16 protein-coding genes are annotated in these 22,008 nt (G+C 63.7%); 10 read left to right on the forward strand and 6 right to left on the reverse strand.

Annotated features, from left to right (window positions below; genetic code table 11):
* Window positions 1–27 precede the first annotated feature (27 nt).
* Window positions 28–2,295 carry a DUF2235 domain-containing protein gene (locus K359_RS0112210; protein ID WP_029079605.1) on the reverse strand — a complete coding sequence of 756 codons (2,268 nt, stop codon included), beginning with the start codon at window positions 2,293–2,295 and terminating at the stop codon, window positions 28–30.
* 221 nt (window positions 2,296–2,516) lie between these two features.
* Here K359_RS0112210 and K359_RS0112215 point away from each other — a divergent pair, with 221 nt between their 5' ends.
* The gene (locus K359_RS0112215) at window positions 2,517–2,936 is read left to right on the forward strand and encodes a hypothetical protein (RefSeq protein ID WP_029079606.1); all 420 of its coding nucleotides are present in this window, start codon (window positions 2,517–2,519) and stop codon (window positions 2,934–2,936) included.
* Between the two features lie 47 nt (window positions 2,937–2,983).
* Here the strand turns inward: K359_RS0112215 and K359_RS0112220 are convergent, their stop codons facing one another.
* Window positions 2,984–4,162 (reverse strand): ABC transporter substrate-binding protein, encoded by a 1,179-nt coding sequence (locus tag K359_RS0112220; protein WP_035976485.1) that lies wholly within the window; start codon window positions 4,160–4,162, stop codon window positions 2,984–2,986.
* A gap of 151 nt (window positions 4,163–4,313) precedes the next feature.
* Here K359_RS0112220 and K359_RS57220 point away from each other — a divergent pair, with 151 nt between their 5' ends.
* Window positions 4,314–5,312: a winged helix-turn-helix domain-containing protein gene (locus K359_RS57220; protein ID WP_051346096.1), complete on the forward strand. Its 999-nt coding sequence runs from the start codon at window positions 4,314–4,316 to the stop codon at window positions 5,310–5,312.
* A 19-nt stretch (window positions 5,313–5,331) separates the two neighbouring features.
* Here the strand turns inward: K359_RS57220 and K359_RS0112230 are convergent, their stop codons facing one another.
* The gene (locus tag K359_RS0112230) at window positions 5,332–5,952 is read right to left on the reverse strand and encodes a TetR/AcrR family transcriptional regulator (protein ID WP_029079608.1); all 621 of its coding nucleotides are present in this window, start codon (window positions 5,950–5,952) and stop codon (window positions 5,332–5,334) included.
* Between the two features lie 52 nt (window positions 5,953–6,004).
* Here K359_RS0112230 and K359_RS0112235 point away from each other — a divergent pair, with 52 nt between their 5' ends.
* The 3 genes from K359_RS0112235 (at window position 6,005) to K359_RS0112245 (ending at window position 11,046) form a co-directional block, all read left to right on the forward strand.
* Window positions 6,005–6,262: a hypothetical protein gene (locus K359_RS0112235; RefSeq protein WP_029079609.1), complete on the forward strand. Its 258-nt coding sequence runs from the start codon at window positions 6,005–6,007 to the stop codon at window positions 6,260–6,262.
* A 287-nt stretch (window positions 6,263–6,549) separates the two neighbouring features.
* A complete protein-coding gene (locus K359_RS0112240) occupies window positions 6,550–10,008 on the forward strand; it encodes an acyl-[ACP]--phospholipid O-acyltransferase (RefSeq protein WP_029079610.1) in 3,459 nt (1,152 codons plus the stop codon).
* 75 nt (window positions 10,009–10,083) lie between these two features.
* Entirely contained in the window at window positions 10,084–11,046 is a 963-nt protein-coding gene (locus tag K359_RS0112245) for an alpha/beta hydrolase (RefSeq protein ID WP_029079611.1), read from the forward strand.
* Window positions 11,047–11,230: 184 nt separating this feature from the next.
* On the opposite strand, the gene K359_RS0112250 is transcribed toward K359_RS0112245, so the two are convergent.
* Both K359_RS0112250 and K359_RS0112255 read right to left on the reverse strand, forming a co-directional pair.
* The gene (locus tag K359_RS0112250) at window positions 11,231–12,448 is read right to left on the reverse strand and encodes an ABC transporter substrate-binding protein (RefSeq protein ID WP_029079612.1); all 1,218 of its coding nucleotides are present in this window, start codon (window positions 12,446–12,448) and stop codon (window positions 11,231–11,233) included.
* Window positions 12,449–12,716: 268 nt separating this feature from the next.
* Window positions 12,717–12,941 carry a hypothetical protein gene (locus tag K359_RS0112255; RefSeq protein ID WP_029079613.1) on the reverse strand — a complete coding sequence of 75 codons (225 nt, stop codon included), beginning with the start codon at window positions 12,939–12,941 and terminating at the stop codon, window positions 12,717–12,719.
* A gap of 1,395 nt (window positions 12,942–14,336) precedes the next feature.
* Between K359_RS0112255 and K359_RS0112260 the strand changes: the two genes are divergently transcribed.
* Genes K359_RS0112260 through K359_RS66175 form a run of 3 tightly spaced genes read left to right on the forward strand, consistent with a single transcriptional unit; the run spans window position 14,337 to window position 16,174 of the window.
* Window positions 14,337–15,434 (forward strand): GMP reductase, encoded by a 1,098-nt coding sequence (locus tag K359_RS0112260; RefSeq protein WP_245284584.1) that lies wholly within the window; start codon window positions 14,337–14,339, stop codon window positions 15,432–15,434.
* Between the two features lie 10 nt (window positions 15,435–15,444).
* The gene (locus K359_RS51760; protein WP_051346097.1) at window positions 15,445–15,852 is read left to right on the forward strand and encodes a non-canonical purine NTP pyrophosphatase; all 408 of its coding nucleotides are present in this window, start codon (window positions 15,445–15,447) and stop codon (window positions 15,850–15,852) included.
* Window positions 15,853–15,898: 46 nt separating this feature from the next.
* Window positions 15,899–16,174, forward strand: a complete 276-nt coding sequence (locus K359_RS66175) for an SIR2 family protein (protein ID WP_029079615.1) — start codon at window positions 15,899–15,901, stop codon at window positions 16,172–16,174.
* 88 nt (window positions 16,175–16,262) lie between these two features.
* On the opposite strand, the gene rpmB is transcribed toward K359_RS66175, so the two are convergent.
* On the reverse strand, window positions 16,263–16,571 hold the full coding sequence (gene rpmB, locus K359_RS0112275; protein WP_029079616.1) for a 50S ribosomal protein L28: 309 nt from the start codon (window positions 16,569–16,571) through the stop codon (window positions 16,263–16,265).
* 367 nt (window positions 16,572–16,938) lie between these two features.
* Here rpmB and K359_RS0112280 point away from each other — a divergent pair, with 367 nt between their 5' ends.
* Window positions 16,939–17,769: a DUF3108 domain-containing protein gene (locus K359_RS0112280; RefSeq protein ID WP_084518366.1), complete on the forward strand. Its 831-nt coding sequence runs from the start codon at window positions 16,939–16,941 to the stop codon at window positions 17,767–17,769.
* Window positions 17,770–18,407: 638 nt separating this feature from the next.
* Window positions 18,408–21,998, forward strand: a complete 3,591-nt coding sequence (locus K359_RS0112285) for a helicase-related protein (protein ID WP_029079618.1) — start codon at window positions 18,408–18,410, stop codon at window positions 21,996–21,998.
* Window positions 21,999–22,008 lie beyond the last annotated feature (10 nt).

The raw sequence follows: 22,008 nt of genomic DNA on the forward strand, positions 1-22,008 counted from the left end.
CGATCCTGTGGGCGCGGCTCGGCCCCCCTACAGCAACCGCACCGTGACCTTCGCCTTGCCCTTGTGATCGCCGTAGAACCATTTGTAGACCCAGGGCAGGCCGATGACGGCCTGGTTGACGTAGAGGAAGATCTCGCCGCTGCGATCGGCCGTGAACCGCGCCTTGTAGACCTGCGGATCGGTGTTGGGCGCCGGCGCCGGATCAAGAAAATACTCGTCGACCCCGGTCTGTCCGACCCGTGCGATCAGCCTGAACCACGGCCGGAACAGGACGCGCCGCAGGAAAATCGTGGCGTAACCACGCCAACGTTTTGCGGCCTCGATCGTCGACGTGCGGTATCCGACCGGCGTCACCGCCCGTCCGGCGTCCTCCCACGGCTCCGCCATGGTGATCGCGATCTCGTACTTGAACCCGGTGCGGACCTTGAGGCCGGTCGGCGCACAAATCGCGCTTGTATCGAAGTCGGCTGCGTCCTGCGGGACGCCCTTGTCGACGGCGACAAGCTTGTCGGCCGCGGTGCCCGTGCAGAAAGCGCCCATCGAGTCAGCGGCATTGAACAGGAAATGGCTGAGCAGTGTCGCGCTGAACCAGACCAGCAAGGCCGTCAGCAGGAACGGAACGGCGTGTCGCTTCCCGAAGTTGAGGATCCACTGATAGACCGCGCTGGTGCGGAATCGATAGATCGCATTGTGCACGATTCCGGAGAGCGGCGTCGGGTTCGCGCGGTCGCGCCAGATGATCCGCATCCTGTCCCTGATCGCGGCGCTGAGCGAGGTGCCGACGCCCATCAGCAGGAAAACCGCAATGACGCCGCCGGCGAACCATTCCGGGTTGCCGGCATACCAGTCCGTCCACCAGTGAAACGAATCGGGCAGGAACGATTGGACGAAGCGCACCAGCTCCGAAATCATCCTGAACCAGGAGCTGAATTCGTGCTCCTTGTGCTGGTTGTGGAACAGCCAGAACGCGGCCAGATGCAGCGACGCCGCCAGCGTGGCGAAGTAGGCGATCCGGCGCATCCAGACATAATTCCACAGCTTCTCCTGCGCCGCATAACGCGCCGGTGCGCTCGCCGGCGTCTCGAACGTCGTCTCGCCCAGCGGCGTGATCTGGCCGCTGCGGGAGACAATCACGTAGTTCGGCGGAAGTCCGATCGGGGCATAGGCATTGGCGCCGCTGTCGATCCGCTCGAACACGCTTTCGTGGATTTTCGGCGTCGGCACGCTGACAAGGGCATAACGATCGTTGCAGAGCTCGGCGACCTTGCGAGGGCCATACCGGTAGTAGGAGCCGAGGCCCGCGCGCGAATCATAGAGGCGGCCGTCCTTGTCCTCGGACGATCTGATCGACTTGATCGCATCGGGATCGGCGGTCGGTGCGCTCTTGAACACCAGGCCGCGCTTGACGGCTTCGTCGACCAGCCAGGCCAGCGGCACGAAGGCGACGGCATCGTCAGGATAACCGCCGCCGACATTGGCATGCATGCCGACGAACCAGACCTGGACCAGACGTTCGCCATCGATGGTTGCGGGCACTGCGGGTGCGGGCTGTCCCAGCTCCTGCTCGGTCCAGAGCACCGGATGGAATGTCGTGCGCTCGTCGTCGAGGGCCAGCGCATGTCGCGCCCACTTGACCCGCGGGCTGAGAATCCGGTTCGGCAGTTCGAGCGGCCACACCCAGTTGGAGATGCCGCGGGTCATCTCGTCGATCGGCAGACCATAGGCCGCGACGGTATCCCAGATGCCGATGAACTCGATCGCGGCGACCTGCTTCCGGGCGATCTCTGCATAAGACTTGTTGGGCCGGAGGCGGTCCCACACCGGCACAAGGATGTAGTCGCGCAGCGCGCGGAACGGCACCTCGATGCGCCAGATCGAGTGGTAGCCCTCAGCCCGGTACGCCCGGTAGGCCTTCACCGCGCCGTCATGCAGTTCGGATTCGGTGTCCGCGACGATCAGGCCCTGATCGAGGATGAGTGCGGCAAGCGTACGCACGGTGAATGCGCCGCGGCTGAAGCCGAACAGGTAGATCATCGAACCGTTCTCGTGGTCGTAGTTTCGGCAGATGAACTTGTAGGCATCGAGGATATTGCGCTTGAGGCCGTAACCGAAGGCGCCGCCGAGCAGCGCAAGCGGGACGAACGACGACGTGCCGACGCCGTCATCATACTTGGCGGCCTGGCTGTTGCCCTGCAGATCGAGCGACTGGAAGATCCGCCAGACATTGGTTCGCCAGACGCTGGAGGCGGCGTTGCCGGTGCCATCGGACAGAATGATGATCTTGGGGCTCGGCATTGAAAGACGCTCGCTGAAAAGAATGAAGCGGATCGCGCAAGGTAGTAGTAGCGGATTCGATTGCTACTTTGGATCGATGTTTAGTCATTCCGTGCCACGATAGATGTGAACTGGCGCACAATAGCGTCGCGTGGTCGCAGCCATGTGAGCGGCGGCGGCTTTCGCGATGCTGCGAAAAGGCCTAGCCTGCCAGCGGTGCAATTCATTGATGAGGCACAGCCATGCGCAGCCGCGTCAGAAAGTTTGCCCATATCCTGGAGCGCTTCGGCCTTGCTTTGGCGGGAGCCGCGAGCGGTCTGTTCGTCGCCATCCATGTCGGCTCGAGCGTGTCGGCGCTGACCTCGCAGGCCTTCTTGCTGCTCATGATGCTGGGCGGCGCGATCGGCTTCTATGTCGGCATCGATACGCCGCCAAAGCTCTTCCATCCGAAGGACTCGAATTCGACGCGCAAGATCGACGCGGCTGAGCTGCTCAGCGCGGTCGGCACCTTCCTCGCGACCATGGTTGCATTCTTCTCGGTCGGTGTCGTCGTGCTGCGCAGCGAGCCGGACATCGCCTGGACCGCGACCATCATGGCGGGCTGGGTGCTCGGCGTCGCCATGCAGATCGTCGCCGGCACGATCGCGCGCACCCGCGTCTGAGGCGTCGAAGCGACGCCGCGCCGGAAGAGTTGCCGCTCCGTCCTGCTTTACCTGTTCGCGACCTTGGTGGGATCCTTGATCGCCTGGAAGGTTTCCTGCTCGACGCTGTAGAGCTCGCCTCCGATCTTCTCGACCTTGCGAATGTAGATGTTGTGGACGACTTCGCGGGTCTTCGGATCGATCGACATCGGGCCGCGCGGGCTTTCCCAGGCCATGCCCTTCATGGCCTCGACCAGCGCGTCGCCGTTGGTCTTGCCGCCGGTAGCCTGCAGCGCCTGGTAGATCAGATGCATGCCGTCATAGGCGCTGACGCTGATGAAGTTCGGGCGGACATTGGCGTTGGCCTTGCGGAACGCGGCGACATAGTCGCGGTTCAGGTCCGACGGATGATAGGCGGAGTAGAACCCCGCCGTGATCGTGCCGATCATGGCATCGCTCATCCCCGGCAGGTCCTCGTCGTCGGCGATGTCGCCGGGGCCGATCAGCTTGATCCCGCTCTTGTCGAGCCCGCGCTCGACAAACTGTTTGGCCAGGATGCCGGCCTGGCTTGTCGGAACGAAAATGAACAGGGTGTCGGGATTGCCGTCCCGCGCGCGCTGCAGGAACGGAGCGAAGTCGGGATTGGCCAGCGGCACTTTCAACGCCTCGACGATCGATCCGCCTGCCGCGGTGAAGCTCGCCGCAAACACGCCGGCGGCTTCGTACCCGGGTGCCCAGTCGGACGCGATGATGGTGGCCCGCTTCGATCCGTTCTTGGCCGCCCAATCAGCCAGTACGCTGGCCTGCTGCGCGTGCGTCCAGCTGGTGCGCACGAAGTAGGGCGACCGATCGGTCACGATCGACGTGCCCGAGACCATGACGACGGTTGCGGTCTTGCTCTCATTGACCAGCGGTGCGAGCGCCAGCACGCTCGGCGTCAGTCCGCCACCGAGGATCGCGACCTTGTCGTTGACGATCAGCTCCTGCGCAATGCGCTTGGCATTGTCGGGCACGCTCGCGTCGTCCCGGACGATCAGTTCGATCTTGCGGCCGGCGACCGTGTCGCCGTGTTGCGCCATGTAGAGCCTCGCCCCAGCGACCGCCTGTTTGCCGACCGGCCCTAAAACGCCGGTCAACGGCATCACCAGGCCGACCTTCACGACGTTCTGCGCCTGGCCGTGTCCTGATTGCACTGCCGCGAGCGCCAGGACACCCCCGACCAACACGGCAAATGGCGTCCTCGACATGGTCAACCTCCCGCGTGCCCGGAAATGATGCCAGGCCGGTCTGCCACTATCGGCTGCGCCGCGGGGAAGTCCTGATGAAGAAGTGACAGAACGACGATTTTCCTGCTAAATTTCCCGGATTGGTGCCGTCTGTGGGCATGGAGTGACCTCTATGAACCCGGCGACTGATTCCGTATTGATATTTGATGCCTTTGAGCTGGACTTCGCCCGTGGCGTCGCGCGCGCGGATGGCGTCGAACTTGATCTCAGGCCGAAGTCGTTCGCGGTGCTCGGCTGTCTCGCCAGAAATGCCGGGCGGCTGGTCTCCAAGCAGGATCTGCACGAGGCGGTGTGGGGCCACGTCGCTGTTTCAGACGATTCGCTGGTCCAATGCATCCGCGAGCTGCGCCTGAAACTGCGGGATGACGACCACCGCATCATCAAGACGGTATCGCGCCGGGGTTATCGCCTCGATGCTAAGCCGATTTCGGCATCGCACGAACACGCACCGCGGGATGCCGCGGGCGCGACATCCGCTCCGCGCGCCGTTGCAGGACGCTTGGCCGTGTTTCCCCGATGGTTGCTTGTCGCCGGCCTGTCGGCGATCGCCTTCGCCGCGCTCGCATTCGTGCCGCCGATCGCAAACGGGATGCGGCATCCCCTGGCGGAATTGGCGAACTGGTTCGCGCCGCAGGATCACGGCATTGTGCCAGATCAGGATGTCGAGCGGATCACTGCGCTGGCCGTCGAGAAGCAGTTGCCGCTTCCGGCCTTTCGCGTTCACGCGCCGGCAAACGACGTGCCGGACAGTGTCCGCCGCTTTCTCGGCGTGTGGGTGAGCGACGAAGGATGGATCAACTCGCACCGCCAGTTCATGATGATCGTCACGAGCGTCGATCGGGATGGTGTCGCGACCGGCTATCTCGTGAATGGACCGGCCATGCCGCACAGCCGTACACCCGGACCTGGCTTTGCCGGCGGCTTCACCGGGCATGTCCTGGACGACACCTTGCGATACGACGGCAATGCTGGACTGCATTCGGCCTCCATCACCGCGGACGGACGGATCGAGTTCAAGCTGATCTTCCGGGAGGGCGGCACCGGAGTGGTATTTCTTGAGCCGCTCTGGACGCTCGGCCGCTCAGGGCGCGTCGCACGCAATCAAACATGATCGCGGCACGCGAGCCTGACTACGGCCTGCGGGTTACGCCCAATCCAGCAAGATGCGTGTCGACGAATTGCGCGAGCCGCTCGCGCAGCCGCTCCGGCGGCACCGCGACCATGCGCTCCTCGAGGCCCAGCGAGATGATGCCGTGGACCGCGGAGAACATCATCCGCGACAGCAGCGCGACATCGTCGGGAGCGCGATCGGGCAGCAGCCGCAGCAGCGGCGCGTGCATCAGCGCGAACGCGTCCATCACCATCACGAGGATATCTTCCGGAAATGGCCGGTCGTCCTCCATCCGGTGCTCGAACAGCGAGCGCAGCAGATTGGCGTGCTCGCTCGCGAAGCCGAGATAGGCGTCGGCGAGCCCGTGCAACTGGCGCAGGGGATCGTCGACTGGAACCGCCTTGAGCCGTGTGGTCAGGGCCTCGACGGTCTCCCGGTTCACCGTCAGGATCAGGCCATCGAAGTCGCCAAACTCGTTATAGACGCTGCCGATGGAGCATCCGGCGGCCTCGGCGACGTCTCGAACCTTCAATGATCTCAATCCCTTAGTGGCGATTAACCGCCGTGCGATCTCGATCAGCAGGGTCCGCCGCTGAAGTTTTTTCCGGTCTCGTCGTGATTCTTCTTGAACAATGTTCATTTTCGTATTACTAATTTGAGCGTTGCTCAAGTTGGCTTAGGAGGCCACTCACATGCAGACCCTAGCACTTCAATTGACCACCACCCTTGTCGATGACGCGATCGAGTTCGTGAAGGGCTTTGGCCGCGCCATCCTCTCCCCGGCGATGGAGCCGATCGAGCGGATCGCCCGTGCCTGCGACGTCGCAGGTGTCCTGGAACAGCGGTGCGCGGACCGGCGCGCGCCGCGTCCGGCGGCCTCGGGCAGCCGCGGGTGCAAGCCGCGCCACTGTCGGTGGTCGCCGTTCCGCGGGTTGAGTGAACTGACCTGAAGCGGTCCGGCGGCAATTGTCGCCGAAACCTCAACAAAGCGCTCACCATGTCCCCCGCGAACCCGCCTCGGCGCCGAGCAACCCCAGGTCTGGATAAGGTCTCGTACATCTCTGGCGGGCAATGTCCCGGTATTCCGGCGCCGGCGGATGTGCGCCGGTTCGAACCGATACGTTGCGGAAAAGACTAAAGGCTGCGGCATCTCCGTCATTTTACCACGCTCACCATTCTCTGCCACCCGAACTCGCAGACCTGCCAGCGCCTTGCGCGCTAACCCAAGGAAACGGTCATGATCAAGGAATTGATGTCGTCCCGCCGCTTCGCGCCGCTGTTCTGGTCGCAGTTCTGCTCGGCGTTGAACGACAACGTGCTGAAGAATGCCCTGGTGATCATGCTGCTCTATGGCGTCGCCAACGAGCAGGGGCCGGCGCTGGTTCAGCTTGCGGGTGCGGTCTTCATCGCGCCGTTCTTTGTGCTGTCGGCGCTCGGCGGCGAGCTCGCCGACCGTTACGTCAAATCCGTCGTCGCCCGCCGGCTGAAGTTCTTCGAGATTTTCGCCGCGGCGTTTGCCGCAGCCGGCTTCTTCACCCATTCGATCCCGCTGCTGTTCATCGCACTGGCGCTGTTCGGCATCGTCGCCGCGCTGTTCGGTCCGGTGAAGTATGCGGTGCTGCCCGACCAGCTCTCGGTCTCCGAGCTTGCTACCGGCAACGCGCTGGTCGAGGGCGCAACCTTCATGGCGATCCTGATCGGCACCATTGCCGGTGGCATGTTCGTCGCCGGCGCCAGCCACATGGGCTGGATCTGCGCCGCCGTCGTCGGCCTGTCGGTCTTGTCCTGGGCGTTCGCATCCCGCATCCCCCTGACGCAGCCCTCCGCGCCTGATCTGTCGATCACCAAGAATCCCTGGACCTCGACCGTGCGCCTGCTGAAGTCGCTCTACGCCGAACCGCGGCTCTGGGACGGCATGGTGATCGTGTCCTGGTTCTGGATGGTCGGCGCGATCGTGCTGTCGCTGCTGCCCGCGCTGATCAAGGAAGGCGTCGGCGGCACCGAGGGCGTGGTCACGCTGTGCCTCGCCGTGTTCGCGATCGGCATCGCCGCCGGCTCGCTGTTCGCGGCGCAGCTGAGCCATGTCCGTCCGAATCTCGCGCTGGTGCCGATCGGCGCCATCGTGATGGGCGTGATCGGCCTCGACCTTGCCTGGGCGATCGCAACCACGTCGCTCGGCAAGGAGGTCACCGCGGCTGCGTTTGCGAGCTCGTTCGGCGGCTTCCGCATGCTGGCCGACTTCTTCCTGTTCGCCTTCGGCGGCGGCCTGTTCGTGGTGCCGTCGTTTGCCGCAGTGCAGGCCTGGACCGCGCCGTCCGAACGCGCCCGCATCATCGCCGCCGGCAACATTTTGCAGGCCGGCTTCATGGTCGCCGGTGCGGTGTTCGTCGGCGCGCTGCAGGCCGCGGGGCTTGCGATCGCCTGGATCTTCTTCGGTCTTGCCATCGCGAGCTTCGGCACCGTTTGGTTCGTGCTGAGCAAGTGGGGCAAGGAGGGCGTGCGCGATTTCGGCGCGTTGCTGTTCCGTGCGCTGTTCCGGGTCGAGGTGCGCGGCATGGAGAACCTGCCGCCCGAGGGCACGCGGATGCTGATCGCGCCCAACCATGTCAGCCTGGTCGACGGCCCGCTGCTGCACGCCACCCTGCCGATCGATGCGAGCTTCGCCGTCGACACCGGCATCTCCAAGGCGTGGTGGGCCAAGCCGTTCCTGAAGATGATCAAGCACTACACGATGGATCCATCCAAGCCGCTGGCCGCGCGCGACCTGATCAAGCTGGTGGCCGCCGGCGAGCCGGTCGTGATCTTCCCGGAAGGGCGCATCACGGTCTCCGGTTCGCTGATGAAGGTCTATGACGGCACCGCGATGATCGCCGACAAGGCCGATGCGGTCGTCGTCCCGGTCCGCATCGAGGGCGCGCAGCGTTCGCATCTCAGCTATCTCAAGAACGGCGAGATCAAGCGCTCCTGGTTTCCCAAGGTGACGATCTCGATCCTGCCGCCGGTGAAGCTGCCGATCGATCAGACGCTGCGGGGCAAGGCGCGCCGCAACGCCGCCGGTGCCGCGCTGCAGGACGTCATGATCGACGCCATGGTCAAGAACGCGATGCTCGACCAGACGCTGTTCGAGGGCCTCGGCCACGCCTGTCGCGACCGCGATACCGGCAAGCCGATCATCGAGGACGCGCTCGGCACCAAGCTGACCTATCGCAAGCTGATCCTCGGCGCGCAGGTGTTGAGCCGCAAGCTCGAGCAGGACACCGCGGTCGGTGAGAATGTCGGCGTGCTGCTGCCGAATTCGGCCGGCGTCGCCGTCGTTTTCTTTGCGCTGCAGACCATCGGCCGCGTGCCGGCGATGCTCAACTTCTCGGCCGGCCCGGTCAACGTGCTGGCCGCGATGAAGGCGGCGCAGGTCAAGACCGTGCTGACCTCGCAGGCCTTCATCGAGAAGGGCAAGCTCGACAAGCTGATCGCGGCGATCGCGGGCCAGGCGCGCGTCGTCTATCTCGAGGATGTCAGGGTCGGCATCAGCCTCGCCGACAAGATCGCCGGTTTCCGCGCCGGCATCGCGCCGCGCGTCACTCGCAACGCCAACGATCCCGCGGTCATCCTGTTCACCTCGGGTTCGGAAGGCACGCCGAAGGGCGTCGTGCTGTCCCACCGCAACATCCTCGCCAACGCGGCGCAGGCGCTGGCGCGGGTCGATGCCAATGCCAATGACAAGGTGTTCAACGTCTTGCCGGTGTTCCACTCGTTTGGCCTGACCGGCGGCATGATGATGCCGCTTCTCGGCGGCATCCCGATCTTCATGTATCCGTCGCCGCTGCATTACCGGATCGTGCCCGAGCTGATCTACCAGACCGGCGCGACCATCCTGTTCGGCACCGACACGTTCCTCACCGGCTACGCCCGCTCGGCGCATGCCTATGACTTCCGCACGCTGCGGCTCGTCATCGCCGGTGCGGAGGCGGTGAAGGAGCGCACGCGGCAGATCTACATGGAGCGTTACGGCATCCGCATCCTCGAAGGCTACGGCGTCACCGAGACCGCGCCGGTGCTCGCGATGAACACGCCGATGGCGAACCGCCAGGGCACCGTCGGCCGCATCTCGCCGCTGATGCAGTATCGTCTCGATCCGGTCCCCGGCATCGAGGAAGGTGGACGTCTGTCGGTGAAGGGCCCGAACGTGATGATCGGCTATCTCCGTGCCGAAAATCCCGGTGTGCTCGAGCCGCTGCCCGATGGCTGGCACGACACCGGCGATATCGTCTCGGTCGACGCGCAGGGCTTTATCGCGATCAAGGGCCGCGCCAAGCGCTTTGCCAAGATCGCCGGCGAGATGGTCTCGCTGTCCGCGGTGGAGACCATGGCGACCGCGCTGTGGCCGCAGGCGATGTCGGTTGCGGTCACGCTGCCCGATCAGCGCAAGGGCGAGCGCATCGTGCTGCTCACCACGCAGAAGGATGCCGACCGCGCCGCGATGCAGCGCCAGGCCAAGAGCGCCGGCGCCTCCGAGCTCGCGGTGCCCGCCGACATCCGCGTCGTCGACAAGGTGCCGCTGCTCGGCACCGGCAAAACCGACTATGTCGGCGCCACCGCGCTGGCCAAGGAACTGGCCGCTGCGCCCGCCGCGCAGGCTGAGCCCGCCGGCGAGGAGGGCGAGGCCGCGCCGGAGCAGCTCGCGCAACACGTGGCATGACGGTTGGCATGATGGTTGTGCTTTTCGGGAGCATGTTGTCAGATAGACGGCAACTGCTCCCGAGAAAGCACGATCATGCCGCTTCCGCTCGATCCCGTCATTGAGAAGATCATCCCGCTGCTGCCGCTGCGCGATCCCACCACCATGACGCCGCAGAGCGCCCGCGATTCGCTGCGGGCGCTGGCCGAGGCGCGCAAGGCGGTGCCGCCACCGCCGGTCGATGTGGCGCGGGATATCGCGGTGCAGGGCGCCGCGGGGAAGCTCGCCGCGCGGCTCTATCGCAGCGGCAACGGGCGGGCGCCGACCGTGATCTTCTTCCACGGCGGCGGCTGGGTCGCCGGCGATCTCGAGACCCATGACCGCCAGGCGCGCAACCTCGTGATCGAAACCGGCGCGGTGGTGATCTCGGTCGATTACCGCCGCCCGCCGGAGACGCGCTTTCCCGGCGCGTTCGAGGATGCGTTCGCCGCGATCCGCAACGTGGTCGCGCGCATCGGCGAGTTCGGCGGCGATCTCTCTCGCGTCGGCGTCGCCGGCGATTCCGCGGGCGGCAATCTCGCCGCCACCACGGCGCTCGCCTGCCGCGACGCCGGCATCAGGCTCGCCGGGCAGCTGCTCGTCTATCCCGTCACTGATGTGGCCGGCGGCTTTGCCGACGCGGGCGAGAACGCCAAATTTCCGTCGCGCGCGGAGAATGCCGAGGGCTATTTCCTGACGCGTGCGACGATGCAGTGGTTCTGCGGGCATTATCTCGCGGACCCGGCTGAGGGCTCCGACTGGCGCGTCTCGCCGCTGCGCGCGAAGTCTCTCGCCGGTGTCGGGCCGGCTGTCGTCACCACCGCCTGGTTCGACCCGCTGCGCGACGAGGGCCAGGCCTATGCGAAGGCGTTGCAGGCGGCCGGTGTGCCGGTGACGTATCATGCCGGCGAGGGATTGATTCACGGCTATTTCGGGCTCGGCGATGCGTCGGAAGCTGCGCGGGCCGAGGCGCAGCGCGCGCGGGCGGATTTTCGGGTGTTGCTGGAGCGGGGAGTCTAACCTCCCGTCGTCCGGGCAGTCTAACCTCCTCGTCGTCCCGGCGAAGGCCAGGATCCATGACCACCGCAGCCTGTTGTGGGAGCAGGCTGTGGCTCCAGCGTCGCGCCACACATCAACTCGGGGTAATGGGTCCCGGCTTTCGCCGGGACGACGATGTGGGTGGGATCGCGTTCAACAACGCCCCTCAATCATTCCCGATCGTGTCGCCGAACAGCTGCCACGTTTCCCCGTTGAACTTCTGCAGCCGCATTGCCTCGACCGGGAAATAGTCGGTCGGCGAGGTCTTCACCTTGATGCCGGGCAGGAACATCGGCAGCGCGATGTCGAGGTTGGCGGCCTGCTTCATGATGTTCTCATGGGTGAGGTCGTCACCGCATTGCTTCAGCACCTGCACCGTCGCCTCCGCCACCACATAGCCGTAGACGATCAGCTGATCCTGCAGATTGCCGTCGGGGAAGTAATTCTTCATGAAGCTCTGCCAGGCGATCACATCCTTATCGTCTTTCCACTGCGGATCGTTCGGATCCTTCAGCGAGTAGGACGAGATGATGTCCTTCGAGTATTCGAAGCCGGCCGGCTTCAGCACCGAGGACACCGAGGTCGAGGTCGCCGCGAGGAAGAACAGGTCCGGCTTCCAGCCGATCTCGCCAATCTTCTTGATCGCCTGCGCCGCCTGCTTGGGGATCGCGTGCATGAACAGCACGTTGGCGCCCGACGATTTCAGCTTCACGATCTGGCTGTCGACCGTCGGATCGGTCGACTCGTAAGTCGTCTCCGCCACCACCATCTTCGCGGTGTTCTCGGGCCCCAGTCCCTTCTTGAAGCCGTTGCCGTAATCCTTGCCGGCGTCGTCGTTCTGGTAGAACAGCGCGATCTTGGCGTCCGGCTTGTTGGTCAGCACATATTTGGCGTAGACCGCGGTCTCGGCCTGGTACGACGGCTGGAAGCCGATCGACCACGGATAATGCGCATAGTCGCCCCATAGCGTGGCGCCGGCGCCGACGAACAGCTGCGGCACTTTCTTGTCGTTGAGATATTTGCGCACGGCGAGGCCGGTCGGCGTGCCCAGCGGATTGAGGATCGCGGCGACCTCCTCCTGCTCCACCAGCTTGCGGGTCTGCTCCACCGTCTTCGGCGGCGAGTAGCCGTTGTCGAGCGTGATCAGGGTGACCTTGCGCCCGTTCACGCCGCCCTGGTCGTTGATCATCTTGAAGTACGCTGCTTGCGTCTTCGCGATCACGCTGTAGGCCGACGCTGCGCCTGAAAATGGCGAGGTCTGCCCGAGCTTGATCTCGGTGTCGCTGGCACCCGCGCCATATTTCTTCTCGGCGGCTTGCACCTGTGTCGCGAGCGCAAGCGCAGCCAGAGCCGTGATGGCCTTGCAAATGGCCTTCGATGTCATCGTGAGCCTCCCAGTGGCGTTCTTATTGTTCGCGGGGGAGAGCTTACGTGAGGCCGTGGGTGTCGGGCTTGTGGCGAGACGCCGGGGCAGGGATGCGAAAATGCGGCGGGGGACTACTATTTTTGCCGTCGTCCCGGCGAAAGCCGGGACCCATTACCCCGGCTGCTTATTGGGTACGACGCTGGGGCAACATTTCGCGGAACGGCAAACATTAGTGGTAATGGGTCCCGGCTTTCGCCGGGACGACGATGATGAAATAGCGACGCCCTCAGCGATACCGCACGCTGCCGGTCGTGATCGGATCGGACGGCAGCACGGTGGCGCCGGCGCGGCTGGCGGCGGCGGAGGTGATCATGCCGGGCTCGCCCTTCAGCACATTGCGGGGCGGGTTGAATTCGAGGACGACGAGGGCGGCCGTGGCCAGCACCGCCACGGCGGCGGTTGCGAGTGCAGGCACCAGTCTTCCGCGCGGATCGGCTGCGCGAACTTGCATTGATCAATTCCTTGTACTGAGTCGTTCTTTGGGCGTGATGTAGTTACGGCCTGGCTTCTTCCCAAGAGTGCGGCGCACATGCCTCACGATCAGTTGTGCCGGCCGTGATGTCCTTCACGGTTTTCGAACCCGCGCGGCGTGGCCGCGTCGAATCGCAATCGTGTCGGACGGCTTGTTTGCACACTAACATCTGGAAGAGATCGTGGCGTTTTGCATGCGCCTCATGCGCTCGTGATGATGCGAATGAGTTTGTGATTAACGTTCCGCCTTCGCCGAAGGCTTCGGCGCGACAAGCCGCTTTTTGCCGTGATTTATAGGCTTTCTTTGTCGGTTAACGCCGGCGCGTTAAGGCTTTCTTCACGCGCTCTCGACGCATCAATATGGATTCGCGTGATGACACCGCTGTCATTGGCAACAGCTGTCAGCGGACTCTTTGCGCCGCAAGTTGGCGGACTTGTCACGCCGTCTTGTCCGCCGAAGCCTTTGGCGAAGGCGGAAACTTTGGTGAGACAGCGCAATCCATCTCTTCCAGTCCAAGGTGATGAATGATTTTACTCCATGCGTCATCACACAAAGAAAAAACCACTCACGCGTTGCCACGCATGCGCGTTGTTCGGATCGATTCACCTGTCAGACAGCAGGAGAGGGTGAGCGCACGCAGCCTCGCGGCCGGATCGGCCCGAGCTTTGCGGCAGTGTGACCCTCGCTGATGGAGCAGAGGGCGCAGGGAACGCCGGGTGCCAGCACGCACCCATGGGTCCCGAGCAACAAAAAGCTCGGGAGGTAGGACCACAGGTACGGCCGGGCGATCCCGGCGTTCCCCGCGCGGATGGGTTACGGCTTATACGTGCTCTCCCCGGCGAGACTTGGCTTGCTTGTCACCGCCTCCGCAGAAACGCTTGCGCGCTTCGCGAGGGGACACCGGCCGCTAGGGCGTCAGGACCACACGCTTTCACCGTCCGCGATGAGGTGCGCTCGTCAAGCGCACCCACAGCGTCCACCGCATCCCGCACCCAACGTCCGTGACGATCGCGATACGCCCCTCTCAGAGGAGGCGGGACGCGCTGCTTGTAATGCTGAGTTGGGGTGCCGGGGAAGAGGAATATTTTCTTTGCGGGGACTGGACAGGGTGTATCGTATTGAAAACGTTATTGAAATTTGATTTTTAGCGCACTCCTTGACCCTTAATTGCCGCGCACAGTTCACACAAAACTATCGCTGTTGATACGGAAGGCCCGCGTTTCGGAGCACTGCGGGAATGTACTGTTCAAGCGCCGAAAGCCGTTATCCCGTCTCGGCCGAGCCACGGTTAACGAAGTCGCTCGCGTTGTCGGGTCATCGGGAAATTTCTTGAAGCCGAAGGGCCGGTAGAGGAACAACGTCTAGTTGTTCTGGGTGATCCCTACTTATAAGCTCGTACTCTTAACTGCCGGTTGGCGAGGCTTGGCTAAAATGCACATTGAAACAGATTTGAAGCTGGATTTTCGTGACGTACTCATCCGACCGAAACGTTCGACATTGACGTCTAGGTCGGAAGCCAACATCGCGAGGACATTTCATTTTCGTCATTCGACACGAGAGTGGGCGGGTTTTCCGATAATCGCTTCCAACATGGACACGGTTGGTACTTTCGAGATGGCGCGTGCATTCGCGCCCTTCAAAGCGCTTGTCGCATTGCACAAGTACTACGACGTGGCAGACCTAGTAGATTTCTTCCGCACCGAAGCTTCCGGTTCGACCTTCTACACGATCGGCACTTCCACGGAAGATCGGGAAAAGCTGGCCAAAGTGAAGGAGCAAATTGTTGTTCCGATGATCAGTATCGACGTAGCGAACGGATACACGGAGCAGTTCTTAGGCGCCGTGACCAAGCTACGCGAGGACAATCCCTCTGCGATAATCATGGCCGGGACAGTGGTGACGGCTGAGATCACGGAAGCGCTGATACTAGCTGGTGCAGATATTGTCAGAGTTGGAATTGGCTCGGGGTCGGTGTGTACAACCCGAGACTTGACCGGAATCGGATTTCCTCAGCTTTCGGCTGTCATAGAGTGTGCGGACGCTGCGCACGGACTAAAGGGGCATGTTTGTTCGGACGGCGGTTGCGTAGTGCCAGGAGACATCGTGAAGGCGATTGGCGGCGGTGCGGACTTTGTCATGTTGGGTGGGATGCTTGCTGGTCACGCGAAGTGCGCAGGCGAGGTCCAATACGAGGACGTTGAAGGCAAACGTGTTCCCAAGAGTATGACATTCTACGGCATGTCGTCTGAGACCGCGATGACCAAATATCACGGGGGCGTTGCCGAGTACCGTGCAGCGGAAGGCAAGACTGTAAGCATTCCGTACAAGGGTGAGGTCAAAGTGACCCTCTCTCAAATTAGTGGAGGGGTGAGGTCGGCCATGACGTATATCGGTGCGGAGAATCTAAAGGAGATCACGAAGAGAACAACATTCATCCTGGTCAACGCGCAACGCAACACTGCGTTCGGATGAAGGGTTCAACATGGATCTGAGGTTTCTGACCAAGAATGACTACAAGTTTGGTGAGTTTCGGAAACTCTTCAAAGGAACACGGTATGATCTCGTGAAGGCATCCGTCTCGATCGACGAAATTCAAACGGATGACATGGAGGTGTTGGTTCGAGACAAAGTTGTTAAAGCGTTTGCCAAAATCAAACGTCCAATCTTTGTAGATCACACCGGTTTGCAGTTTCCCTTTCTCGGCGGATTCCCCGGAGGACTTACCGAGATATTTTGGAATAAACTCAAGAATAAGAGGCTTGCAGAAATTGTTGGCCAATCCGCAGACCCGGCGGTTACAGCGATTACCTATCTGGCTTATTGCGACGGAAAGAAAATCGAAGTGTTCACCGGTCGCATCGAGGGCGTCGTCGCCCGAAATTCTCACTGAGAGTAGCTATTTTGAACGGCTCGACTTCGAGTCGCCGCTCGACCAGATGCTTAGAGCGGACGTGCTGCGGCATCCCGTCCTTTTCATCGGGTACAGCCTCTCCGACATCAATGTTAGATATCTCTTCCATAGGCTCACGAAAATCTGGCGAGCAGCTGGCTCAAAATTAGACCGGCCTCCAAGCTATATCTTTATGGCGAATCCCAATCCGGTTGAGCAGGCGATCTTTCAGCGTTGGGGAATTTCGCCGATCGTGGAGCCTACGGGCCGGGTGAAGGAGGGATTGAGAGATTTCTTGAAAGACATGACACCGGCGCATTGATGCATCGGGATATGAACAAACAAAAACGGCCGGGTCATCCGACCCGGCCGTTCAAAACTCTCTCCGCGCTTTCGCGCTTGTGGCTAGCTCAGCTCGCCTTCTTCACGAACACCGCCTTGCCGACCTTCTTCTCGATCGCGCGCTTGAGATCCAGCGCGCGGGGCGACAGCACCTCAGCCTTGGCCTTGATCAGGTAGGCATCGAGGCCGCCATTGTGGTCGACGCTCTTGAGCGCATTGGTCGAGACGCGCAGGCGCACGTTGCGGCCGAGCGCGTCCGAGATGAAGGTCACGTTGGCCAGGTTCGGCAGGAAGCGCCGCTTGGTCTTGATGTTGGAGTGGCTCACCTTGTGGCCCGTCTGGGGGCCCTTGGCCGTCAGTTCGCAGCGCCGGGACATCTTACAAAATCCTTATTGCATCCCCGCCTCTGGCGGCGCGTGCGATCACGCGGCCCGCGCGGGGGTTTTGAATTCGCGTCCATTTTCCAGGAACCGCGGGTGTATAGGGGCAGATCGCCCAAGCGTCAAGATTATATCGCCGCACGGGCGGTCCGGGAAATGGCGGTTCATAAGCCGTTCCAGCCACTTAACGTCGGATATAGCAACCATATAAAGGGCGTATTCGGCTGCAAGTCTTGGTTCCATAAGAGATGCGCGTGTTGTCCGGCCGATGTGACATGCTGATGTGACTTGGCGGAATTGGACAACGAACCGAGCGCCGATAGCAGGACCGTCAGGTACGTAAGTGACCACCACGATTGCCCTTTTGCCCCCGCTCGGCCGGCTCATCGGCCTGTGCGCTGGTGCCCTCCTGCTGTTTTGCGCCGAGCGCGCCAGCGCGCAGGGGCGGCTTGACGCCAAGTATGAGGCGACCTTGGCCGGTATCCCGGTCGGCAAGGGCGCCTGGACCATCGAAATCGGCGACGACTCTTTCTCGGCCTCGGCCCAGGGCGGCACCGCGGGGCTTCTGAAGGCGTTTTCCGGCGGCAGCGGCTCGGGTGCCTCGCAGGGCCGCGTCGTCAACGGCTCGCTGGTCGCGAACTCCTACACCGCGACCACCACCACCGCGAAGAAATCCGAGACGATCCGGATGGTGCTGGCCAACGGCGCCATCAAGGAATCCACCATCGAACCGGAGCCGCCGGTCGATGCCGACCGCCTGCCGGTGTCGGACGCGCAGAAGAAGGGCGTGTTCGATCCGATGACCGGCTCGTTCCTGCGCGCCCCCGGCAATGCCGAACTGATGAGCCCGGATGTCTGCCGCACCGGCGCCGGCGTGTTCGACGGCCGCATGCGCTACGACCTCAAGCTCGATTTCAAGCGGGTCGAGATCGTCAAGGCCGAGCGCGGCTATCACGGCCCGGCGCTGGTCTGCGCGCTCTATTTCGTGCCGGTCTCGGGCTACATCCCGGATCGCCCCGTCATCAAATACCTCGCCGCCCAGCGCAACATCGAGATCGCCTTCGTGCCGATCGCGGGCACCCGCCTGCTGGTGCCGTTCCGCATGACGATCCCGACCCCGCTCGGCCAGGCCATGCTGGAAGCCACCACGTTCGTCACCACCGCCGCGCCGCCGCGCGTGGCGAAGACGCAGTAGGGGCAATCTCGTCATTGCCGGGCTTGACCCGGCAATCCATCGTTTTCGAGAGAGGTCTTTCTTGGTTGATGGATGCCCGGGTCAAGCCCGGGCATGACGAGTTAGGGACCCCGCGGAATGCAACAGACGTCACCGGAATCCAGTTGACTCTTGCCTGCTTCTGATTCGACTCGGCCCCCTCTGGAATTTAAGGAATTCAGTCCGCATATCCTGTGCTTGTGGAGCCCTCTCAAACTTGATCTAGTGCCGCCGCCGTCAGGTCCACCCGAGATGTTGCGGTGAACGTTTCAGGCCTGGAATGGAGTCACCGATTCGGGCGCGATTCGTTCCGGAGTCGTTCCGAAGCTTAAGCCGGGCGCAGAAAGCGTCGCATTGTGAGACAGATTTTGCGAAAGGACGCGTGAAGGAGTGAAGACGAAAGCGTCAATCCCTCACCGTCACCCTGAGGAGGCCGCGGAGCGGCCGTCTCGAAGGGCGACGGCCCCGCTGTCTCATCAAGACCGCCGCAAACGGATAGATCTCGGCCGTGCATCCTTCGAGACGCGCTGACGCGCTCCTCACAGCGACAAAGGCGGGGCCTTTGCGCGGGGATGACGGGTTAGGGATCTTGCCAACAATTCAAGAAACACCTGCAAAATATGGCTTTCTCATCCTCGTTCGGAAATGACCGCGTGCCCGGCGCAGGCGTCACTGCGGTGCTTGGCCCGACCAACACCGGCAAGACGCATCTCGCGATCGAGCGCATGCTTGCGCATTCGTCGGGGCTGATCGGGTTGCCGCTGCGGCTGCTCGCGCGCGAGGTTTACAACAAGATCGCGGATCGCGCCGGCGTCGACAATGTCGCGCTGATCACCGGCGAAGAGAAGATCAAGCCGAAGGCGCCGCGGTTCTGGGTCTCGACCGTGGAAGCGATGCCGCGCGATCTCGATGTGTCGTTCCTCGCGGTCGACGAGATCCAGATCGCCGCCGATCTCGAGCGCGGGCATGTGTTCACCGATCGCATGCTCAACCGCCGCGGCCGCGACGAGACGCTGCTGCTGGGCGCTGCGACGATGCGGCCGATCATCGAGCGGCTGTTGCCGGGCGCCTCGATGGTCACGCGGCCGCGGCTCTCGCAGCTCGAATTCGCCGGCGACCGCAAGATCACGCGGCAGCCGCGACGCACCGCGATCGTCGCGTTCTCGGCGGATGAGGTCTATGCGATCGCCGAATTGATCCGCCGCCAGCATGGCGGCGCGGCTGTTGTGCTGGGCTCGCTGTCACCGCGCACGCGCAATGCGCAGGTCGAGATGTTCCAGAACGGCGACGTCGATTATCTCGTCGCCACCGACGCGGTCGGCATGGGGCTCAATCTCGACGTCGATCACGTCGCCTTCGCCTCCGACCGCAAATATGACGGCTATCAGTTCCGCCGGCTGACGCCGGCCGAATTCGCCCAGATCGCGGGCCGCGCCGGCCGCGCCACGCGCAACGGCACGTTTGGTACGACGGGACGCTGCGCGCCGTTCGAGCCGGAGCTCGTCAACGCGCTGCAGAACCACACCTTCGACAGCGTCAAGATGTTGCAATGGCGCAACGCGAAGCTCGATTTCGCCTCGCTCGGCGCGCTGCAGGTGTCGCTGGCGCAGGCGCCCAATCATGAGGCACTGACACGGGCCCCGATCGCCGAGGACCAGCGCGTGCTCGACCATGTCGCGCGCGACGCCGAGGTGCGCGAATTCGCGCATGGGGCTAAAGCGGTGGAGCGGCTATGGGAGGCCTGCCAGGTTCCGGACTATCGAAAGCTGTCGCCGGCCGCCCATGCCGAACTCGTGACCACGCTGTATGGCTTCCTGATGCAAAAGGGTCGTATCCCTGACGCATGGTTTGCCGCCCAGGTCGACCAGGCCAACCGGACCGACGGCGATATCGACACGCTATCGGGCCGGATCGCGCAGATCCGGACCTGGACCTTTGTGGCCAACCGGCCGGACTGGCTGTATGACCCGGAGCACTGGCAGGGGATCACGCGCGATCTCGAAAATAAATTATCCGATGCGCTGCATGAACGGCTCACGGAGCGTTTCGTTGACAGGCGGACCAGTGTATTGATGCGCCGCCTGCGGGAGAACTCAGTTTTGAATACGGAAATTGGCAAGACCGGCGAAGTGATCGTGGAAGGTCATGTGATCGGCCGGCTCGATGGTTTCACCTTTGCACCTGATGCGGCCGAGGCCGGCAGCGACGCCAAGGCGCTGCAAGCCGCCGCCCAGCAGGTGCTGGCGCGCGAGATCGATGCGCGCGCCGAGAAACTGGGTGCCGCCCCCGACGAGCAGTTCGTGCTGACCTCCGACGGCACCATCCGCTGGACCGGCGATGCGGTCGCCAAGCTCGTCGCCGCCGAGGACGCGCTGCATCCGCGGCTGCGCATCATTTCCGACGAGCGGCTGACCGGCGCCTCGCGCGAAGCCGTGCAGACCAGGCTCGATCTCTGGCTCAAAACGCATATCGAAAAACTGCTCGGGCCGTTGTTCGAACTGTCCAAGGCCGAGGATATCCAGGGCATCGCCCGCGGCATCGCGTTCCAGCTGGTCGAGGCGCTCGGCGTGCTCGAGCGCAGCAAGATCGCGGCCGAGATGAAGGATCTCGACCAGCCCTCGCGCGCCGCGCTGCGCAAATACGGCGTGCGGTTCGGCGCCTATCACATCTATTTCCCGCAGCTGCTGAAGCCCGCGGCGCGCTCGCTGGCTTCGCTGTTGTGGGCCGAGAAGCAGAACAATGTCGACATGGCGGCGCTGTCGAATGTGCAGCATCTCGCATCCAGCGGCCGCACCTCGTTCCCGGTCGACAAGACGTTGCCGCGCGATGGCTATCGCGTGCTCGGCTATCGCCAGTGCGGCGAGCGCGCGGTGCGCGTCGACATCCTGGAGCGGCTTGCCGATCTGATCCGTCCGGCGCTGGCCTGGCGCGAGACCTCGCCGGGCGAAAAGCCCACAGGCGCCTTCGACGGCCGCGGCTTTGTCGTGACGCAGGCGATGACCTCGCTGACCGGCTCCGCCGGTGAGGATTTTGCCTCGATCCTGCGTGCGCTCGGCTATCGCATGGACCGCCGTCCGCCGCTGCCGCCGAAGGCGGTTGAGGCCGCACCGGTCGAGACCACCGAGACGGTTGCCGGCAAGGCACCGCCGGTCGAGGCTGGTGCTGACGCTGGCGCGGATGCGCCGGTCGATGCCGCTGCCGATGCGCCGGCCGACGCCGCCGCAGAGGTCACGACCGATGCGGTGGAGGCTGCCGCAGCGCCCGAGGTCGAAGCGCCCGAGGCCGAAGCTGCTGTCGATCAGCCGGTATCCGGCGATCCCGCGCCGTCGGCCGCGCTGCTGCCCGATGTCGGCTTTGCCGAGGTGGTTGCCAGTGAGGCGACGCCGGTCGTCATCGAGACGCACCAGGATGCCGCAGCGGAGCGTGCCGCTCCCGTCGACGCGCCCGCCGCGGCCGAAGAACCCGCTGCTGAGGCGCCCGCCGCTGAAGCCGCAGCCGAGCCTGCGCCTGCCGCGGAAGCCGCTGCGGAGGCGCCTGAGGCTGCCACTGAGGCGCCCGCGGAGCCCGCGAGCGCTGACGCTGACACCGCCGAGGCCGCTCCCGCAGCCGCGGAAACGCCGGCCGAGCCGCAACTGGTCGAAGTCTGGCGTCCCGGCGGCCGCTCCGATGGAGAACGCCGTCCGCATCATCGCGGTCACGATCGCAATCGCGGCCGTCACCAGAACAAGCCCGCCGAAGGCGCGCAGGCCGCAGAAGGCGGTGGCGAGGGAGGCGAGAAGCGCGAGCAGCATCGCCGTCCGCGCCGTCACCACGACTTCCGCGCGCCGCGTCCGGGCGCAGCACCCGCTGACGGCGCTGCGGCAGCTTCCGTCGCGCCGGCCGATGGCGCGCCGGCCCGCGACAACCGCCAAGATAATCGCCAGGACAATCGTGACGACAAGGGCCAGCGCCGCGAGCGCTTCGAGGGCAAGGGCCGCGATCGTGACAATGAGCGGCGCGGCGAGAAATTCGGCGGCGGCCGCAAGGGCGGCGATCGTGATCGCGGCGGCCGCGACAAGGGCGGGCGTGACAAGCGCGAGGGCGGCCCGTCGCATCGGCCCTATGCCTCGAGCGCGAGCACGCCGCGTGAGCGCGACCGGCCGATCGATCCGAACTCGCCCTTCGCCAAGCTCGCTGCGCTGAAGGAGCAGCTCGCCGGCCGGAAGGAATAATCCAACCTTG

The sequence above is a fragment of the Bradyrhizobium sp. th-b2 genome (assembly GCF_000426785.1).
In the GTDB taxonomy this organism is placed as follows: domain Bacteria; phylum Pseudomonadota; class Alphaproteobacteria; order Rhizobiales; family Xanthobacteraceae; genus Bradyrhizobium; species Bradyrhizobium septentrionale.